Source organism: Cryobacterium sp. MP_3.1 (assembly GCF_035984795.1).
Lineage (GTDB): Bacteria > Actinomycetota > Actinomycetes > Actinomycetales > Microbacteriaceae > Cryobacterium > Cryobacterium zongtaii.
The window spans coordinates 15,092-31,123 of record NZ_JAXCHV010000007.1 but is presented as its reverse complement, the minus strand read 5'-3'; the positions used below and the strand labels follow the sequence as shown (position 1 = coordinate 31,123).

General features: G+C 69.3%; 16 protein-coding genes. 7 read left to right on the top strand and 9 right to left on the bottom strand.

The genetic code is table 11. The features are described from left to right. Nucleotides 1-19 precede the first annotated feature (19 nt). Nucleotides 20-1,003: a CPBP family intramembrane glutamic endopeptidase gene (locus RCH12_RS06380; protein ID WP_327016363.1), complete on the top strand. Its 984-nt coding sequence runs from the start codon at nt 20-22 to the stop codon at nt 1,001-1,003. Between the two features lie 97 nt (nt 1,004-1,100). Here the strand turns inward: RCH12_RS06380 and RCH12_RS06375 are convergent, their stop codons facing one another. Both RCH12_RS06375 and RCH12_RS06370 read right to left on the bottom strand, forming a co-directional pair. Continuing rightward, entirely contained in the window at nt 1,101-1,607 is a 507-nt protein-coding gene (locus RCH12_RS06375; protein WP_327016362.1) for a dihydrofolate reductase, read from the bottom strand. Then, complete coding sequence (locus RCH12_RS06370) at nt 1,597-2,436, bottom strand: thymidylate synthase (protein WP_327016361.1); 840 nt, start codon at nt 2,434-2,436, stop codon at nt 1,597-1,599. Before RCH12_RS06370 ends, RCH12_RS06375 begins: the two co-directional genes overlap by 11 nt. Nucleotides 2,437-2,679: 243 nt before the next feature. On the opposite strand from RCH12_RS06370, the gene RCH12_RS06365 reads away from it, so the two are divergent. Both RCH12_RS06365 and RCH12_RS06360 read left to right on the top strand, forming a co-directional pair. Continuing rightward, nucleotides 2,680-4,698, top strand: a complete 2,019-nt coding sequence (locus RCH12_RS06365) for an alpha/beta hydrolase (protein ID WP_327016360.1) — start codon at nt 2,680-2,682, stop codon at nt 4,696-4,698. 112 nt (nt 4,699-4,810) lie between these two features. Then, the gene (locus RCH12_RS06360; RefSeq protein WP_103431580.1) at nt 4,811-5,545 is read left to right on the top strand and encodes a glutamine amidotransferase; all 735 of its coding nucleotides are present in this window, start codon (nt 4,811-4,813) and stop codon (nt 5,543-5,545) included. Between the two features lie 4 nt (nt 5,546-5,549). Here RCH12_RS06360 and RCH12_RS06355 read toward each other — a convergent pair whose 3' ends face one another. Further along, nucleotides 5,550-6,203: a LuxR C-terminal-related transcriptional regulator gene (locus RCH12_RS06355; protein ID WP_088455911.1), complete on the bottom strand. Its 654-nt coding sequence runs from the start codon at nt 6,201-6,203 to the stop codon at nt 5,550-5,552. Then, nucleotides 6,200-7,546 carry a PspC domain-containing protein gene (locus RCH12_RS06350; protein WP_327016359.1) on the bottom strand — a complete coding sequence of 449 codons (1,347 nt, stop codon included), beginning with the start codon at nt 7,544-7,546 and terminating at the stop codon, nt 6,200-6,202. Before RCH12_RS06350 ends, RCH12_RS06355 begins: the two co-directional genes overlap by 4 nt. 113 nt (nt 7,547-7,659) lie before the next feature. On the opposite strand from RCH12_RS06350, the gene RCH12_RS06345 reads away from it, so the two are divergent. Both RCH12_RS06345 and RCH12_RS06340 read left to right on the top strand, forming a co-directional pair. Continuing rightward, nucleotides 7,660-9,180, top strand: a complete 1,521-nt coding sequence (locus RCH12_RS06345) for a PspC domain-containing protein (protein ID WP_327016358.1) — start codon at nt 7,660-7,662, stop codon at nt 9,178-9,180. 39 nt (nt 9,181-9,219) lie between these two features. Beyond that, the gene (locus RCH12_RS06340; protein WP_327016357.1) at nt 9,220-9,513 is read left to right on the top strand and encodes a hypothetical protein; all 294 of its coding nucleotides are present in this window, start codon (nt 9,220-9,222) and stop codon (nt 9,511-9,513) included. A gap of 38 nt (nt 9,514-9,551) precedes the next feature. Here the strand turns inward: RCH12_RS06340 and RCH12_RS06335 are convergent, their stop codons facing one another. Next, nucleotides 9,552-9,965 carry an ASCH domain-containing protein gene (locus RCH12_RS06335; protein ID WP_165789099.1) on the bottom strand — a complete coding sequence of 138 codons (414 nt, stop codon included), beginning with the start codon at nt 9,963-9,965 and terminating at the stop codon, nt 9,552-9,554. 174 nt (nt 9,966-10,139) lie between these two features. On the opposite strand from RCH12_RS06335, the gene RCH12_RS06330 reads away from it, so the two are divergent. Beyond that, the gene (locus RCH12_RS06330; protein WP_103431585.1) at nt 10,140-10,355 is read left to right on the top strand and encodes a PLDc N-terminal domain-containing protein; all 216 of its coding nucleotides are present in this window, start codon (nt 10,140-10,142) and stop codon (nt 10,353-10,355) included. A 38-nt stretch (nt 10,356-10,393) separates the two neighbouring features. Here RCH12_RS06330 and RCH12_RS06325 read toward each other — a convergent pair whose 3' ends face one another. Together RCH12_RS06325 and RCH12_RS06320 are read right to left on the bottom strand one after the other, a co-directional pair. Continuing rightward, complete coding sequence (locus tag RCH12_RS06325; protein ID WP_327016356.1) at nt 10,394-10,975, bottom strand: dihydrofolate reductase family protein; 582 nt, start codon at nt 10,973-10,975, stop codon at nt 10,394-10,396. Nucleotides 10,976-11,033: 58 nt separating this feature from the next. Next, a complete protein-coding gene (locus RCH12_RS06320; protein WP_103432098.1) occupies nt 11,034-12,080 on the bottom strand; it encodes an ATP-dependent DNA ligase in 1,047 nt (348 codons plus the stop codon). A gap of 110 nt (nt 12,081-12,190) precedes the next feature. On the opposite strand from RCH12_RS06320, the gene RCH12_RS06315 reads away from it, so the two are divergent. Then, entirely contained in the window at nt 12,191-13,900 is a 1,710-nt protein-coding gene (locus RCH12_RS06315) for an AMP-binding protein (protein WP_327016355.1), read from the top strand. A 19-nt stretch (nt 13,901-13,919) separates the two neighbouring features. On the opposite strand, the gene RCH12_RS06310 is transcribed toward RCH12_RS06315, so the two are convergent. After that, nucleotides 13,920-15,386: a maltokinase N-terminal cap-like domain-containing protein gene (locus RCH12_RS06310; protein ID WP_103431588.1), complete on the bottom strand. Its 1,467-nt coding sequence runs from the start codon at nt 15,384-15,386 to the stop codon at nt 13,920-13,922. 23 nt (nt 15,387-15,409) lie between these two features. After that, entirely contained in the window at nt 15,410-15,952 is a 543-nt protein-coding gene (locus RCH12_RS06305; protein ID WP_327016354.1) for a GNAT family N-acetyltransferase, read from the bottom strand. Nucleotides 15,953-16,032: the final 80 nt, after the last annotated feature.

Genomic DNA, 16,032 nt, shown 5'->3' with positions numbered 1-16,032 from the left:
GCTGACTAGCGTTGCAGCCATGAGCACACCAACCCTCAGCGATCCACAACCCTCGACCACCGTGGCGGTGCCGCCGTTTCCGGGTCGGGTGCCGTGGACCGCGGTGGCGGTGTTCGTGATTCTGGCGTGCGGCCTCGCCTGGCTGGTGGCCCTCCCGCTCTGGCTGGACGGCAGTGGATTGGCCAACCCACTCGCCGCCCTCCTGCTGCCGGTCATGATGTTCACTCCCGGCATCGCTGCGCTCTTTGTGGTGCTCGCGGTACAGCGCCCGCGCCCCCGATCCATCCCGGAGTACCTCGGCCTGTGGCCGCTCCGCCCGCTCAAACGCACCCTGTGGATGACCGTTTTCGGCCTTCTCGGCAGTGCTCTGCTGGTGATGGTGGGTGTGTTCCTCGCCGCGGCGCTCGGGCTCGTGCAGCTTGATCTGGTGACCTTCTCCGGCTTCGCGCAGGTGCTGCAGAACGCCAATCCCGCCGCCTCGCCGTCGTCCATTCCGGTCGGGCTCATCGTCCTGCTGCAGCTGCTGACGATCCCAGTGGCCGCGATCTTCAACGGTCTCTTCGCGCTGGGCGAAGAGATCGGCTGGCGCGGCTGGCTGCTGCCGTCCCTGCGCCCGCTGGGCACCTGGCCGGCGCTGCTGATCAGCGGCGCGGTCTGGGGGTTCTGGCACAGCCCGGTGATCCTGCTCGGCTACAACTTCGCCCAGCCCAACCTGCTCGGCGTCGCCCTCATGATCGGGGGCTGCATGTTCTACGGCGTCCTGATCGGCTGGCTGCGGCTTCGCACCGCCTCGGTGTGGCCGGCGGTCTTCGCGCACGGCGCCTTCAACGCCGCCGCTGGCTTCCTGTTCCTGGTGGCCGTGGACGGCACCGCCGCCGACCCTGTGGCGCTCGGCCCGCTGGGCTGGGTGGCCTGGATCGTGATGGCCGCGGTCATCGCGGTGCTCGCGCTCAGCGGACAGTTCCGGATTCAGCCGGCCCTGCAGCGTCGGGCACCCCGGTAGACGGATGCTGGCGCACGAGCTCGCGAGTTGACACGTGCGGCCCGTTCAGGTGGATCCAGCGAGCGTCAACTGGCCATTCACCAGGGGATGCCGTCCGCTATGCCGTGACGCGCTCGTAGCTCACGAAGCGGTAGCGCAGCCCGGTGCGGGAAGTCAGCCAGTCGGTGACGGCGATCTGCCCGAACGCGGCGTCGACGGCGGGAGCCACGGTGTCGCCGGCCGTATCGAGGTCCACCTCGGTCACCTCAAGTCGGTCGGCCAGTGGCATCGCCTGCCGGTAGATGTCGCCACCGCCGATGATCCAGACGGCTGCGGGCGCCGCAGCGTCCAGCGCCTCAACCAGGGAGTGCACAACCGTGGCACCCTCTGCGGCCCAGTCCGGCTGCCGGGTGATGACGATGTTGTGCCGCCCGGCCAGCGGGCGGAACCGCTCCGGAAGGGAGTCCCAGGTGCGACGGCCCATGATGACCGCGCCGTCCAGGGTCAGCTCTTTGAACCGGGCCAGGTCCTCGGGCAGTCGCCAGGGGATGCCGCCGGCGTCACCGATCACCCCGGTGACCGCCTGCGCCCAGATCAACCCGATCCGGGCATCCTCAGACGGCAACGGGAGCCTTGATCGCGGGGTGGTGCACGTAATCGAGGACCTCGAGGTCCTCGAATTCGTAGTCGAAGATGCTGTCACGCGAGGTGGTGATCTTCAGTTGCGGTGCCGGGTACGGAGCGCGGCTGAGCTGCTCGGTGACCTGCTCGAGGTGGTTGGAGTAGATGTGGCAGTCGCCACCGGTCCAGATGAAGTCGCCGACCTCGAGGCCGGTCTGCGCGGCGACGAGGTGGGTGAGCAGCGCATAGCTGGCGATGTTGAACGGCACGCCGAGGAACAGGTCGGCGCTGCGCTGGTAGAGCTGGCAGGAGAGCTTGCCGTCAGCCACATAAAACTGGAACAGGGCGTGGCACGGTGCCAGGGCCATCTCGGGGATGTCGGCGACGTTCCAGGCCGACACGATGATCCGCCGGGAGTCCGGGTCGGTCTTGAGGGTCTCGATGACCTGGGCGATCTGATCGATGTGACCGCCTGCCGGGGTGGGCCAGGAACGCCACTGCACGCCGTAGACCGGGCCGAGTTCACCCTGCTCGTCGGCCCACTCGTTCCAGATGCGCACGCCGTGCTCCTTGAGCCAGCCCACATTGCTCTCACCGCGCAGGAACCAGAGCAGCTCGTAGGCCAGCGACGGGAAGTGCACTCGCTTGGTGGTGATCAGCGGGAAGCCCTGGCTGAGGTCGAAGCGCAGCTGGGCGCCGAACACGCTGAGGGTGCCCGTTCCGGTGCGGTCGGCCTTGTTTGCCCCGGTTTCCAGCACCAGGCGCAGCAGGTCTTCGTAGGGGGTCGCGATCGCGTCGGCGTCGCTCGGGCTAGGGTCCGGCTGACTGTTCATCAGATCAAATCTACCCGGTGCCGGCCGTTGACGGAGCAACGGTTCGCGGGGCAGAAATCGGCCGTGTTGCGGATTCGCAACGGTGTGACCTCAGAAGGCTTGATTTGTGTGCACGTTCACAGTATCGTCTGTCGGGGTCGGGGAAGAGCTGGTCAACTGCTTATTCTTCGATGCTGGGAACGTGCACAGACCCATGTTCCCGTACTCGACAATGAAGTTGGCACAACAATGAAGTTGGAGCGCATGGATCTCAATCTCACCCATCCCCGGGCGACGCGGAACACCGCCCGCCGCCCGCTCATCGCATCCATCGCCGCCGTGGCGATCGCGGCCGCCCCGCTGCTGGCTCTGGCGCCGGCGGCCCCGTCCATCGCAGCAACGGGCGCCTCGGTCAATCTCGATCTGACCGGTCAGTGGCAGTTCACGCTGGGCGATGATCTCGCCTGGGCCGACCCGGCCTTCGACGATTCGGCCTGGTCGGCCGTGACCGTACCGGAGGTCGGCGGTGGTCGCGAGTTCGACGACTACGACGGGTACGCCTGGTACCGTCTGTCGTTCGACCTGCCCACCGACGCGGCGGGCACCAACCTGGTCGCCTCGATGGGCTTCATGGACGATGTCGACGAGGTCTACCTCAACGGCACCCGGATCAACGGCTCCGGCTCGCTGCCGCCGGACGCCAAGAGCCAGTGGTTCGAACAGAGGCTCTACCCGGTGCCCGCCGACCTCCCTGTGTTCGGTGGGAGCAACACCCTCGCCGTGCGCCTGTACGACATGACCGGCGGAGGCGGCTGGTACCAGGGCCCCGTCGGGCTCTACTCGAAAGACGCCCTGCGCCAGGAGGTGCTCGGCATCTCGGGTCCGCTGGCCGACCCCGCTTCCACGGGGTGGGTCCAAGACCTGCTGGCCGCACAGGCCGGCGCGCTCGCGTCGGGTGATATCGATGCGTACCTCGCCACGCTGTCGGACGACTATGTGCACGACGGTCGCGACCTCGCCCGCCGGGAAGACGAGTTGAGGCAGTGGTTGGCGCAGTCGGGCAGTCTGACCCTGACCGACGCCAGCGTGGAGATCGTGGAGAGCTCCGACGGTCGGCTCGTGGTCGACACCAACCGCACGATCAGCGGGATGCGCGACGGCCAGCCGTATGACTTCCAGCCGACCACCCAGGAATTCCTGACCCTGAACCGAGACACCCGGACCGAGCAGGGGAACCACTCCAGGTTCTTCCGTGACTATGTGGAGTCGACCGTGGAGGACGCCCGTCGCGAGTACATCACCTACCTACCGCCGTCGTACTTCACCCAGCCCGACCGCGAATTCCCCGTGATCTACCTGCTGCACGGTTTCAACGGCGGCAGCCGCGAGTGGGAGCCGCGTGACTTCGGCACCAAGCTCGACGAGTTGTACACGACGGGTGGTCTGGCCGAATCGATCGTGATCATGCCCGACGCAGAGTCCCTCTGGTACGTCGACAACGACGGCGGCACTCCCTGGCGGACCATGTTCACCACCGAGATGATCCCGCAGGTAGACGAGCAGTACCGCACGCTTGCGTCCCGCGAGTACCGGGGTCTGTCCGGGGTCTCGATGGGTGGATTCGGAGCGTACTCGCTCGGGCTCGCCTACCCCGACCTGTTCTCGTCGATGGCCTCGCACATGGGGGCGCTGAACCTGGCGCCCGCTCAGGTGGGCGTCACCTCACCCGGCGGACCTCAGGGGCAGTCGGCATCCCCGCTGACCGTCGTGGCTGGCATGTCCACCGAGGCCCTGTCGCGGTACGACTACTTCTTCGACGCCTGCGAATTCGACGACTACGCCTTCGACAATGCCGCGAGGTCCCTCGACACGCTCCTCACCGGCAAGGGGGTCACGCACACGTACGCGCTTTACCCGGAGGGCCGCCACAACGACGCCTGCTGGGTTCCGCGCATCGCGGACTCCTTCGGGATGCATTCGGACCACGTGCGGGCCGCGGGGCTCGTGGAGAACAACGGGCCGGATCCGGTAACGGAACCAGAGCCGACACCCGGTGCCACGGCACCGGCGGTCATCCCGCCGTCCCCGACAGCAACACCCTCGGCCTCACCGGCCGCACCGTCGTCGGCAACGCCCACAGCCGCCACCACGAAGAGTCGGTCCGGGGACCTCGCGGCTACCGGCGTTGATCCGTCTGGCACGATCGGTGCCGTGCTCGCTCTGGTGGCCGCGGGCGCCGTCCTGCTGGTCATCGGTCGCCGCCGATCGCTGAAACGGTACTAGGAACACCGTCCCACACACGGAAGCCGCTCCCCGCCATATCAGGGAGCGGCTTCCGTCGTCGCTGGATGCGTGGTGTCCCGCGTACGGTGCACATGATCGGTAACATGGCTCCGTGAAGCCCTTTCTACTGCTGGCGACCCGTTCCGAGGATGAAGCCGCCGACGACGAATACGCCGGCTTCCTGGCGGCCGGCGGCCTGCTGCCCGAGCAGCTGCACAGGGTACGCCTCGAGGCCGCTCCGATGCCGCCGATCACCCTCGCCGACTACTCCGGCGTGATCGTGGGCGGCAGCCCGTTCAACGCGAGCGACCCCGACGAGACCAAGTCGGCGGTGCAGCACCGCGTCGAAGGTGAACTCGCCGGCCTGCTCGACGCCGTGGTGGCCCAGGACTTCCCATTCCTCGGCGCCTGCTACGGCATCGGCCTGCTCACCAGCTACCTCGACGGCGTCGTCGACGACACCTGGTCGGAGGTGGCCGGACCCATCGTGGTGAGCCTCACGCCCGAGGGCAGCGCCGACCAGCTCTTCGGCCGGATCACCCCGACCTTCGAAGCCTTCGTCGGCCACAAGGAGGCCTGCACGGTGCTGCCGACCGGTGCGGTTCTGCTGGCCACGGGGGAGGACTGCCCGGTTCAGGCGTTCAGGATCGGCCGGAACGTCTACGCCACCCAGTTCCACCCGGAACTCACCCAGGCCGGCATCCTCACCAGGCTGCGGGTCTACCACGACAACGGCTACTTCGAGCCGGATGCCTATGACGAGGTCATCGCCGCCATCGATGCCTCGACGGTGACCGAGCCGGCCACCATCATGAAGGCCTTCGTGGAGCGGTTCGGCACGGCCTAACCCATTAGAGCAGTTTGCGCGCCGTGGCCCACGCCGTGAGCTCGTGCCGGCTTGAGAGCTGCAGCTTGCGGAGCACCGCTGACACGTGGGTCTCCACGGTCTTGGGGGAGATGAAGAGCGCACTGGCGACCTCCTTGTAGGCGTAACCGCGGGCGATCAGCCGCATCACCTCTTGCTCTCTGGCCGAAAGCCTGTCGAGCTCGTCGGTGGTCGCCGCGGTCTCGCCGGCGACCGCGCCGAAGGCATCCAGCACAAAACCGGCCAGGCGCGGCGAGAAGACGGCGTCCCCGCCGGCCACCCGGCGGGCGGCTTCCGATACCTCGGTCCCTGACGCGCTCTTGGTGATGTATCCGCGGGCACCGGCACGGATGACCGTGACGACGTCGTCGGCCGCATCCGACACGCTCAGGGCCAGGAACAGCGTCGACGGAGCCAGCGGCGCGGCGGCCCGGATCACTTCGGCGCCGCCACCGCCGGTGCCACCGGGCAGGTGCACGTCGAGCAGCACCACCCGCGGCTGGGTGGCGACGACCACCGCGATGGCCTCGTCGACCGTCGCCGCCTCGCCGAGCACCCGCAGCGCCGGGTCCAGCTCCGAGCGCAGCCCGGACCGGAAGATCGAGTGGTCGTCAACGATCACGACGGTGAGGTCATTCATGGGGTGTCTTCCTGGATGTCGAGGGGGAGGGAGAGCCGGATCTCGGTGCCGGTACCACTCGGGCCTGGGCTTACCGAGGCGGCGCCGCCGGCCCGCTGCATGCGGGCCAGGATCGACTCGCGCACACCCATGCGGTCGGCTGGGATGTCACCGATCGTGAAGCCCGGCCCGCGGTCGGTGACGCTGACCTCGATGGCGGTCGGCGACGACTCCACGTACACCGACACACTGCCGCCGGCGTGCCTTGCGGCGTTGAGGATTGCTTCGCGTGCGGCCGCGAGCAGGGCCTCGGGCACCTCCCGGTCGACGGAGCCGACCGCGACGACGTCCACGTGTACCGCATAGTCGCGTTCGACGGTGGTCGCGATACCGCGCAGCTCCGCGGCCAGGTCGACCGGACCGTTCGCGGCCCCGGTGAACAGCCAGTCCCGCAGATCGCGTTCCTGGGCGCGGGCGAGCCTGGCGGCATCCGAGTGCGGGCCCGCCTTCTGCTGGATGAGAGCAAGGGTCTGCAGCACCGAATCGTGCAGGTGCGCGGCCATCTCGGCCCGGCCGGCCTCCCTCTCGCGTGCCGCCCGCTCGTCGGAGAGGTCGCGGGTGAGCCGCACCGCCCAGGGGGCCACGACCACGGCGACCCCGACGAGCACCGACATGGCCGCCACGACGACGGTCCAGACGTTGGGGTTCTCGCTGGTGACGAAGAACAGCAGGATGCCCAGCGCCACCAGGACCAGCGCCCCGAGGGCTCGCACCAGCATGCCGGAGCTGCGGGGACCGGCGCCGCTGCGCAGCTCGGCGAACTGGCGCCAGGCCAGCCCGGCGCCCGCCAGTGCCACGATCGCGGGGATGATGGCGTCCAGCGGCAGGTCGGCGCCGAGCCGGTTGGCGATCAACGCGCCGGCCGTACCGACCAGCGCGAGCCCCAGCAGGATCTCGGTGACCGGCGCGCGACGGGGCTCCGCGGTGCCGGCATCCGCCTCCGGCCCTGCCGTTGCTACGGCCGGACCCGACGTCGCACCGGCGGACGGGGCGCCCGGCGGGGTGCGGGCATCGGGCAGGGTCACGGTGGAGCCGGTGAGCGCGGCCTTGGGCAGGGGGTCCCGGTGCGGGGCAATGCCGGCCGCGCCATCCGCCGATTCGTCGGGGGTCGTGGCCCACAGCCAGCCGTAGAGCAGCACCCCGGCGCCGCCGCAGAGGGCCAGTACGAAGGTCACGGTGCGTACAAAGGTGACGGGCAGGCCGGAGTGCCGGGCGAACCCCGCGCACACGCCGGCCACGATGCGCAGGCGTGGCCGCACGAGGTGCCCGGTGAAACGGGTGTCGGTGGGACGCAGGTCGGTCACAGCACCATCCAAGCACCCATGGGCTGCTCGCTCGCACCCCGAACCGCTTCGTCAGGGTGCAATCAGGGTCTTCCCCCATGGTCGGCCGCGCCGCACGGCAGCAAGATGGAGTCATGACCGAGACACCGTCCTGCAACCCGCCGCCGACCCCGTACGGCGCTCCAAGCGCCACCCGGCCGCCCCAGGCCCCTGGCGGCGCCGCGTTCTTCGACTGGGTGCGTGGCCTCGGCTTCGTGCGTGGACAGGATCGTTGGCTGGCCGGCGTCTGCGGGGCCGTCGCGGCACGTACCGGTCTCGACCCGTTGATCGTGCGCGGCATCGCCGTCGTGGTCGCCATCCTCGGTGGCCCGATCTTCTTCCTGTACGCGGTGGGCTGGGCGTTGATGCCCGATGAGTCCGGTCGCAGCCTGGTGGAGCAAGCCGCCCGGCAGATCTTCGAACCTGCCATGATCGCCGTCGGTGTGCTGTTGTTTCTCACCTTCGTCCCGTGGATGCAGGGAATCTGGTGGCAGGGACCGCCGGAGGTCTGGGGGATGCCCGGCTGGCTGGAGGTGCTGCTGCGCACCAGCTGGGCCATCGGGCTCACCGCGGGCATCATCGTGCTGGTGATCTACATCGCCAAGCGAGTGCCGTCGCCGCGTAACCAGCCGGCTGGGGGCAAGACCGCCGGGGGGTACCAGCCCAGCACCGCGCCGCAGCCGGGCACAGCGCAGCCTGGCGCGGCTCAGCCGACCGCGGCTCAGCCGACCGCTCAGTCCGAGTCAGCTGGTGCGTCCCAGCCGACCCCCACCGCGACCTTCATCCCGCCGATTCCGCCGGTGCCGGAGCCGCCCGCCGCCGGCCCGTCACTCTGGGACGACCTGACGGGCAAAACCAGCGCGGCCGGATCAGCGCCGCACGGATCAGCGCCCTACGGGTCCGCCGCCCCTTACGGGACGGACCCCGGCCAGTCTGCCCCGGCGTCCACCTTCGACCCGCACAGCTACCGGGCGATCCAGCGCCGCAAGCTCCTCGGCGCCGGCTTCATCTCCGTCGTCGCCGGTCTCGCCCTCAGCGCGGGAGCCGTCGCGGCATCCTTCGTTGCCGACGGGGCCTGGTCGAACAGCGCCTTCCTGGTGGGTGCCTCCGCCGCGCTCGCCGTGATCGCCCTGGGCATCGTGGTCGCCGGCGTGCGGGGCAAGGAGGGCGGCTGGCTGAACTTCTTCAGTATCGTCCTGGCCGGCGCCATGGCCTGGACCGCCGTCATCCCGGTGGGAACCGACGTGGTCCCCGTCGGCGATCCCACCTGGCAGTACAGCACCAGCAGCCCCAACGGCTTCGCGATGTTCGCCGGCGCTCCCGTGATCGATCTGACGGATGTCGACACCGCGCCGGCCGGCGCCGACCACACCGTCGACGTCTGGATCGCATTCGGCGACGTGGAGCTGCTGCTGCCCGACAACCGCACCGTGGCCGTCGAGGCCAGCAGCCTCGCCGGCGGGGTGGATTACACGGGAATGGACGACCTCGACCGGGGCGGCGTGCTGTTCCACGACTCCCGCGTCGTGGCCGAGGGCCGCGGCACCGGCGTCACGACGGTCCGGGTCTGGACGCTCTTCGGCCAGGTCACCATCGATCAACCGGCACTGCGCTAACCGGCACTGCGCTTACTTACAGCCTGCGAGGAGAACACCATGACCGACCCGAACAGCCCCACCGAAACCACGCCGCTGAAGACCACGCCGCTGAAGACCACACCGGCGCCTGACGCGGCCACGACAACGCCGGACCGGCTGCCCAGGCAACGACCGCTCTTCGCGACCATCCTCTGGGGCGCCCTGATGCTCGCGCTCGCGGCGTTCATGGCGGCCCGTGAGCTGGTGCCGGGTGGGTTCGACCTGGTCACCTGGCTTCTCACGGCCGTCGTGGGCATCGGGCTCCTGCTCGTGGTCGCCGGCATCATCGCCGCCTCCCGTCGCGCCGGCTGATGATGCCCCAGGACCGCGCGCAGGTCCGGCCCGACGAGCTAGACGACCCTGAACACCTTGCTGATCACGGGTTCATCATCCGTCAGCTGCCAGTCGGGCTCACCGAGGTGCTTGCGGACGGCCGGAACCAGGGTCTCCCAGTAGTCGCGGTGCACGGTGCGCCAGTGCTCGAGCGTCGGCGCTTCGTGCTGCGCCTGCTCGAGGGTGACCTCACGAACCGTGGTCTCCACCACCTCGAGGATTTCGAGCACGGCGACGCGGGTGTTGGCGGAGTCGACCAGAGCGTAGAACGACCCCACGGTTGGCAGGGCTTCGTCGGTCATCTCGTAGGCGACCCGCAGGTTGGATGACCCCGTCTTCGCCCCGGTCATGACCAGAGCCACCATCAGCTCGCGGAACTCACTCGGCTCACCGAACACGAGCGGGGGAAGGGTGTCGATATCGGCGATCATGGTGGCTTTCTTACGCGGGCGCCCGCGTCTACGCGCGCGAGAGGGGAACACCAGCATAAGCGGCACCGACAGCTCAATTTCCCGGCGCGTCGCGCGGGCGGTGCGCTGGTGGCATGATGCGACTAACGCGCGCCGCCAGTTCCGGTGCCTGCGCGGTAACGATGGGAGAAAACCATGGCATCACGGAAGTGGAGCGAGATGACCGGAGGCCAGAAATCCGGCGTCATCGCCGGCGGTCTCGTGCAGCTGATTCTGGCCGGCCTCGCCTGGAGCGACCTGGCGCACCGGCCGGCAAAGAAGGTCAACGGACCCAAGGGGGTCTGGGCCGCTGTGATCTCGATCAACTACGCCGGCCCGATCGCCTACTTCATCGCCGGCCGCAAGGACTAGCCGGCGAGCGACCGTGACCCCGCGGCGTCGGCGATCGGTCAGCGGCGCACCCGAAAGCGCAGGTGGAGTACCCGGGTGCCCTGGATGACCACGTCCGGATCCTCCAACAGGTGCTGGGCGTGCACCGACCCGAAGTAACGTTTGCCGGACCCGAACACGACGGGGACGACGTCCATGCGTACCTCGTCGACCAGGCCCGCGGCGAGCACCTGGCCGCCGACGTCGCCGGCCGCGACCTCGACGATACGGTCACCCGCAAGCTCCCGCGCCATGGCCACGGCTGCCTCGACCCCCTCGACGAAGTGGAACGGCGCCTCGGGATCCCAGCCCGCAGGTCGCGGCCGGTGCGTCACGACGACGACGTGGTCGACCCCGCCCGGAGGCGTCCCGTCCCAGCCGTCCGTGATGTCGAAGACGTGGCGACCGACGATCGTCACCCCGATCTGGTCCCAGTAGGGCCGGATGTAGTCGAAGGACGTCTGCGACACCGTCACGGCCCCGCTCTCGTCCACCGGGACGTCACCGCCGGACAGCCAGTCGAACAGCGGTCCGGGCTGGTCGTTCTCGTCGGCGATGAAGCCGTCCACCGACACCGAGCTGTACATGACCACCGTGCTCACGGGGTTCTCCTTCGGTTGGGGTGCGCCAGGGCCACGTCACACCAGGTCATCGGGCCCGTCACTCCAACACGTCGCCGAGGTCGTAGTCGATCGGCCGTTCCAGCTGGTCGAAGGTGCAGGACCGGGCGTCCCGGTCCGGGCGCCAGCGCTCGAACTGCACGGTGTGCCGAAACCTCTCGCCCTCCATGTGGTCGTACCGCACCTCGAGCACCCGGCTGGGTTGCAGCCGCACGAAGGAGGTGTCCTTGTTCGCCGAGAACCGGTTGCGTTCGGTCTCCCCGGTGATCACGGCGCCCTCCTCGTCGCGGCGCACCAGCGGTTCCAACTCGTCGATCAGCCGCAGCCGCGAGGCATCACTGAACGCGGATGCGCCGCCGACGCTGTGCAGTTCACCGTCGTCGCCGTAGAGGCCGAGCAGCAGCGATCCCACACCGCTGCCGCTCACGTGCGTGCGGTAGCCCAGCAGCACGACATCCGCCGAGCGGTGGTGTTTCACCTTGAACATCGACCGCTTGCCCGGCGCATACACGGCCGCGAGCGGCTTGGCGACGATGCCGTCCAGGCCCGCGCCCTCGAACTCGACCAGCCACCTTCGGGCCAGGTCGACGTCCCGCGTGGTGCGGGTGAGGTGGATGGGGTCACCGAGGTCGCCGACCAGGTCTTCGAGGGCCGCCCGGCGGTCGACGAACGGGGTGTCGAGCAGGCTGTGACCATTGCGGGAGAGCAGGTCGAAGGCGACGAAGGTGGCCGGGGTCTCGTCGGCGAGCCGACGCACCCGGCTGGCCGCCGGGTGGATGCGCTGCGACAGCTGCTCCCAGGAGAGGTGTTCGCTGCCCGGGTCCCCGGTGCGCAGCACGATCTCGCCGTCGAGGACGCAGGGCTCCGGCAGCAGGTCTTCGAACGCATAGGTGAGTTCGGGGAAGTACCGGGTGAGCATCTTGGATCCGCGGCTGGCGATCGTGCTGCTGGTGCCGTCGAAGGTGACGATGCTGCGGAAGCCGTCCCACTTGGGCTCGTAGCTCAACCCGCCGGGCACGCTGTCCGGTTCGGGAACCGTGTCGACGGCCCTGGCGAGCATGGGGGAGACGGCTGTTGCGACTGCCATGCCCGCAGTCTGGCCCGCTTCGGCCTGGCCGAACACCCCTTCGTGCACATATTCCCAGCCGGATGGGTGTCCATGCCTGTGGAGGCATCCAGGGTGAGGAAGATGGAATCATGACTGAGCGCCCGAGTACGACCAACTTCCGCCGCGCCCGCGACCAGCTCCTCGAGCTGCGGGCCGACCACCCGGGCGCCGCCGCCGCCTTCGTCTGGCCGGACGTGGGCGACAGCTTCAACTGGGCCACCGACTGGTTCGACGTGATCGCCACCGGCAATGACAAGACCGCCCTGTGGATCGTCGAGGAAGACGGCCGCGAACTGAAGGTCAGCTTCGATGCGATGGTCACCCGCTCCGACCAGGTCGCCACCTGGCTCGTGCAGCACGGCGTCACCCGGGGCGACCACGTCATGCTCATGCTCGGCAACCAGGTGGAGCTGTGGGAGACCATGCTCGCCATTTTGAAGGTCGGTGCGGTCATCCTGCCCACCTCGACGGTGCTCGGCAGCCATGACCTGGCCGACAGGGTGCTGCGCGCCGGCGTGCAGCACGTGATCGCCAACGCCGAGGACACCGCCAAGTTCGCCGACGTGCCCGGGCAGTACTCCCGTATCTGCGTCGGCGAGCCGGCAGTGGGCTGGACCGACTACGCCGAGTCGCACGGCGCCGAAGCCGACAAGGTCGACGTCGCGGTGTCCTCCACCGACCCGTCGCTGATCTACTTCACCTCCGGCACCACGAGCAAGCCCAAGATGGTGGTGCACAGCCAGACCTCGTACCCGGTCGGGCACCTCACCACGATGTACTGGCTGGGCCTCCGTCCCGATGACGTGCACCTGGCCATCAGTTCACCGGGCTGGGGCAAGCACGCCTGGAGCTGCTTCTTCTCGCCGTGGATCGCCGAGGCCACGGTGTTCATCTACAACTACTCGCGATTCAACCCCGCCGCGCTGGCCCACCAGCTGCACCGCGCCGCCGTCAGCACCTTCTGCGCGCCGCCGACGGTGTGGCGCATGCTGATCCAGGCGGATGTCGGCGCCAAGCCGGACAGCCTGCGCGAGATCCTCTCGGCGGGTGAACCGCTCAACCCCGAGGTTATCAACCAGATTCAGCGCGCCTGGGGTCTGACCATCCGCGACGGCTACGGCCAGACCGAGACCACCGCGATCGTGGGCAACGTGCCCGGCTCGGTCCTCAAGGCCGGTTCGATGGGGCTGCCGCTGCCCGGTGTTGCCGTGGTGCTCGTCGACCCGGTCACCGGGGCCCTCACCGAAGAGGGCGAGATCTGCCTGGACCTCAGCACGCCCGCGGCGAACCTGATGTCCGGCTACCACGGCGACACCGTGCGGAGCGCCGAGGTGCTGCGCGACGGGTACTTCCACACCGGCGACGTCGCCGTCCGCGACGAAAACGGCTACCTTACCTTCATCGGTCGCACCGACGACATCTTCAAGTCCTCCGACTACAAGGTCTCGCCGTTCGAGGTGGAGAGCGTGCTGATCGAGCACCCCGCCGTGATGGAGGCCGCCGTCGTGCCCGCCCCCGACGACACCCGGCTGAACATCGCCAAGGCCTATGTGGCCCTGGCGGCCGGCTGGGCGCCGGATGCCGAGACGGCCCTGGCGGTGCTGCGGCACGCTCGCAACGGCCTGCCGCCGTACATGCGGGTGCGCCGGGTGGAGTTCTTCGAGCTGCCCAAGACCAACTCGGGCAAGATCCGCCGGGTGGAACTGCGGGCGCGGGAGACCGAGGCCGCGGCAGCGAACGTGCGTCTGGCCGATGAGTGGCGCGACGACCAGTTCCCCGAGCTGAAAAAGCGGTCCTAGCGGGGCAACTCGCGGAGGGTCAGCCCGGGCTGTGGGCGGCGGCGTGGGCCTCCTGGGCGAGGCGCCGCACCGCACGCAGCGGAATCGGCAACCAGGTGGGCCGGTTGCGGATCTCGTAGATGCTCTCGTAGACGGCCTTGTCGAGTTCGAACGCGGCCAACAGGGCCTCCTGCCCCGCCTGGGCGGTCCCGCCCTGGGAGTCGCCGTCCCCGGCGTGGTAGCCCAGCAGGAAGGCCGCCCGGGCGGTCATGGCCCATTCGATCGCGGCGGGCGCTCCAGCGGGGTCCCGCATGGCGATGGTCGCGCCCACGTAGTCGAACGAGCGGAGCATGCCGGCCACGTCGCGCAGCGGGATGTCCGGCAGTGAGCGTTCGGCGAGCGGGCGCAGAGGTTCGCCCTCGAAGTCGATCAGCACCCAGCCGCGCCCGGGCACATCAAGCACCTGGCCGAGGTGGTAGTCGCCGTGGATGCGCTGCAGCCGCGGCCACGGCGCCGCCTTGGCCCTGGCGAAGACGGCCTCGATGGCCTCGCGGTGCGCGGCCAGCTCCGGTACCTCGCGGGCGGCCAGACGGTACCGTTCCCGCATGGTCAGGCACAACTGGTTGATCACATCCGGGGTGGACGCCACGGTGGGGAAGACCCTGTCGAGGTCCCGGTGTACCGCGGCGGTCGCGACTCCGAGGGCGTGGGCGGGGACGCTGAAATCGTCACCGGCCGCGGCGGCGGCCAGGGCGACCCGCCAGGCGTCGTCGACCCCGGGCAGGAACTCCTGAGCGAACACGAGGTGCCCGCTGTGCCGGGCGGCCGAGAGCGGGTTCGTCCACTCGCCCGACACGGCGCCGATCGGCTCGGGAACAAACCTGGATCCGGCGCCGGCCAGGGCCGACTGCACCGAGACATCCGGGTTCGACCCGGCTGCGACCACCCTGAACACCTTGCAGATCACCGGGCGGCCGGGCCGGCCGGCGACGTCGGCGACGTCGACGATGATCGAGGTGTTCGACTGTTCGCCGCTGATGACCCGGCTGGCCGTGACGCTGTACAGGGTCGCGTCGTCGGGTCCTATCCCCACCCGCAGCAGCTCACCCCGCGCGGTGACACCGCCCGGGTCGTCGGACGATAGCGACGCGGCCGAGGTGATGAACCTGAGCAGCGCGGCGGCGTAGGCGGGATCGTGCGGGGCGTCGTACACGTAGCGGGGGAGCCCGTCGCGACCCACCGTCTGGGCGATGAGCGCCGACGAGTCCGGCATCGGCGCCGTGCGCTCGGTCAGCGGCAGCTGGTAGAGCGTGGAGAACCTGCTGGCCGTGTCGAGCACCAGGTGGCAGGCGATGCGCACCCCCGCCTCGTCGGTCGGCAGCGCCCACTGGCCGATGCTCCGCAGCACCGGGCTGTGCGCCTTGCCGGCAAACCAGCGCTGCGCGCCCACCCAGCCGTCGATGGCCGGGGTGAGGTCGATGCCGGTGCCGGCGCTGGCGTGCTTCATGTGGTTCAGCGTAGCCGGACCCGCTACCGCCCAGACGCCGAACGCACCTTCGGAACCACTGCGCTCAGCAGCGACACGACCACGGTGTCGTTTTTGGTGGACTGCTGCCCGATCTCGGTGAAGCCCAGCCGGCCGTGAAAGGCCAGTGACTCGGGATTGGCCGGCCTCAGGTTGACCTCACAGAACACCACATCGGCGGGCAGGGCACGCGCGGTGTCGAAGACCGCCGCGTAGAGCCTGGCGCCGAGGCCCCTGCCGCGGTGGCCGGCCGCCACGACGATGCGGTCCACGTAGAGGAAGGTGCGGGCGCGGCCGGAGAAATACCGGTAGTTCTCGCTGGCATAGTCGGCGCCGGCCGCGAACAGGATCGCGAAGCCGAGCACAGTGTCCGGCTCGGCATCCGCCACGACGACGATCGCGCTGTGGCTCGCAATGATCAGCGCCGCCAGGTCGTCGGCACCGAGGTCGTTGACGGCGGGCACCGCAGCGCTGTTGAGCTCGAGTACCTGCGCGGAATCGGTGTCGAGAAAGGGACGCAGGGACACCGGAGGCAGCGTTGGGGTCATTCTCTGACGATATCGATGTTTCCTCTGGTCGCTGGGCACGGGGGCCGGGCGCTACGCTGATCCCGACGCGAGGGGGAGCC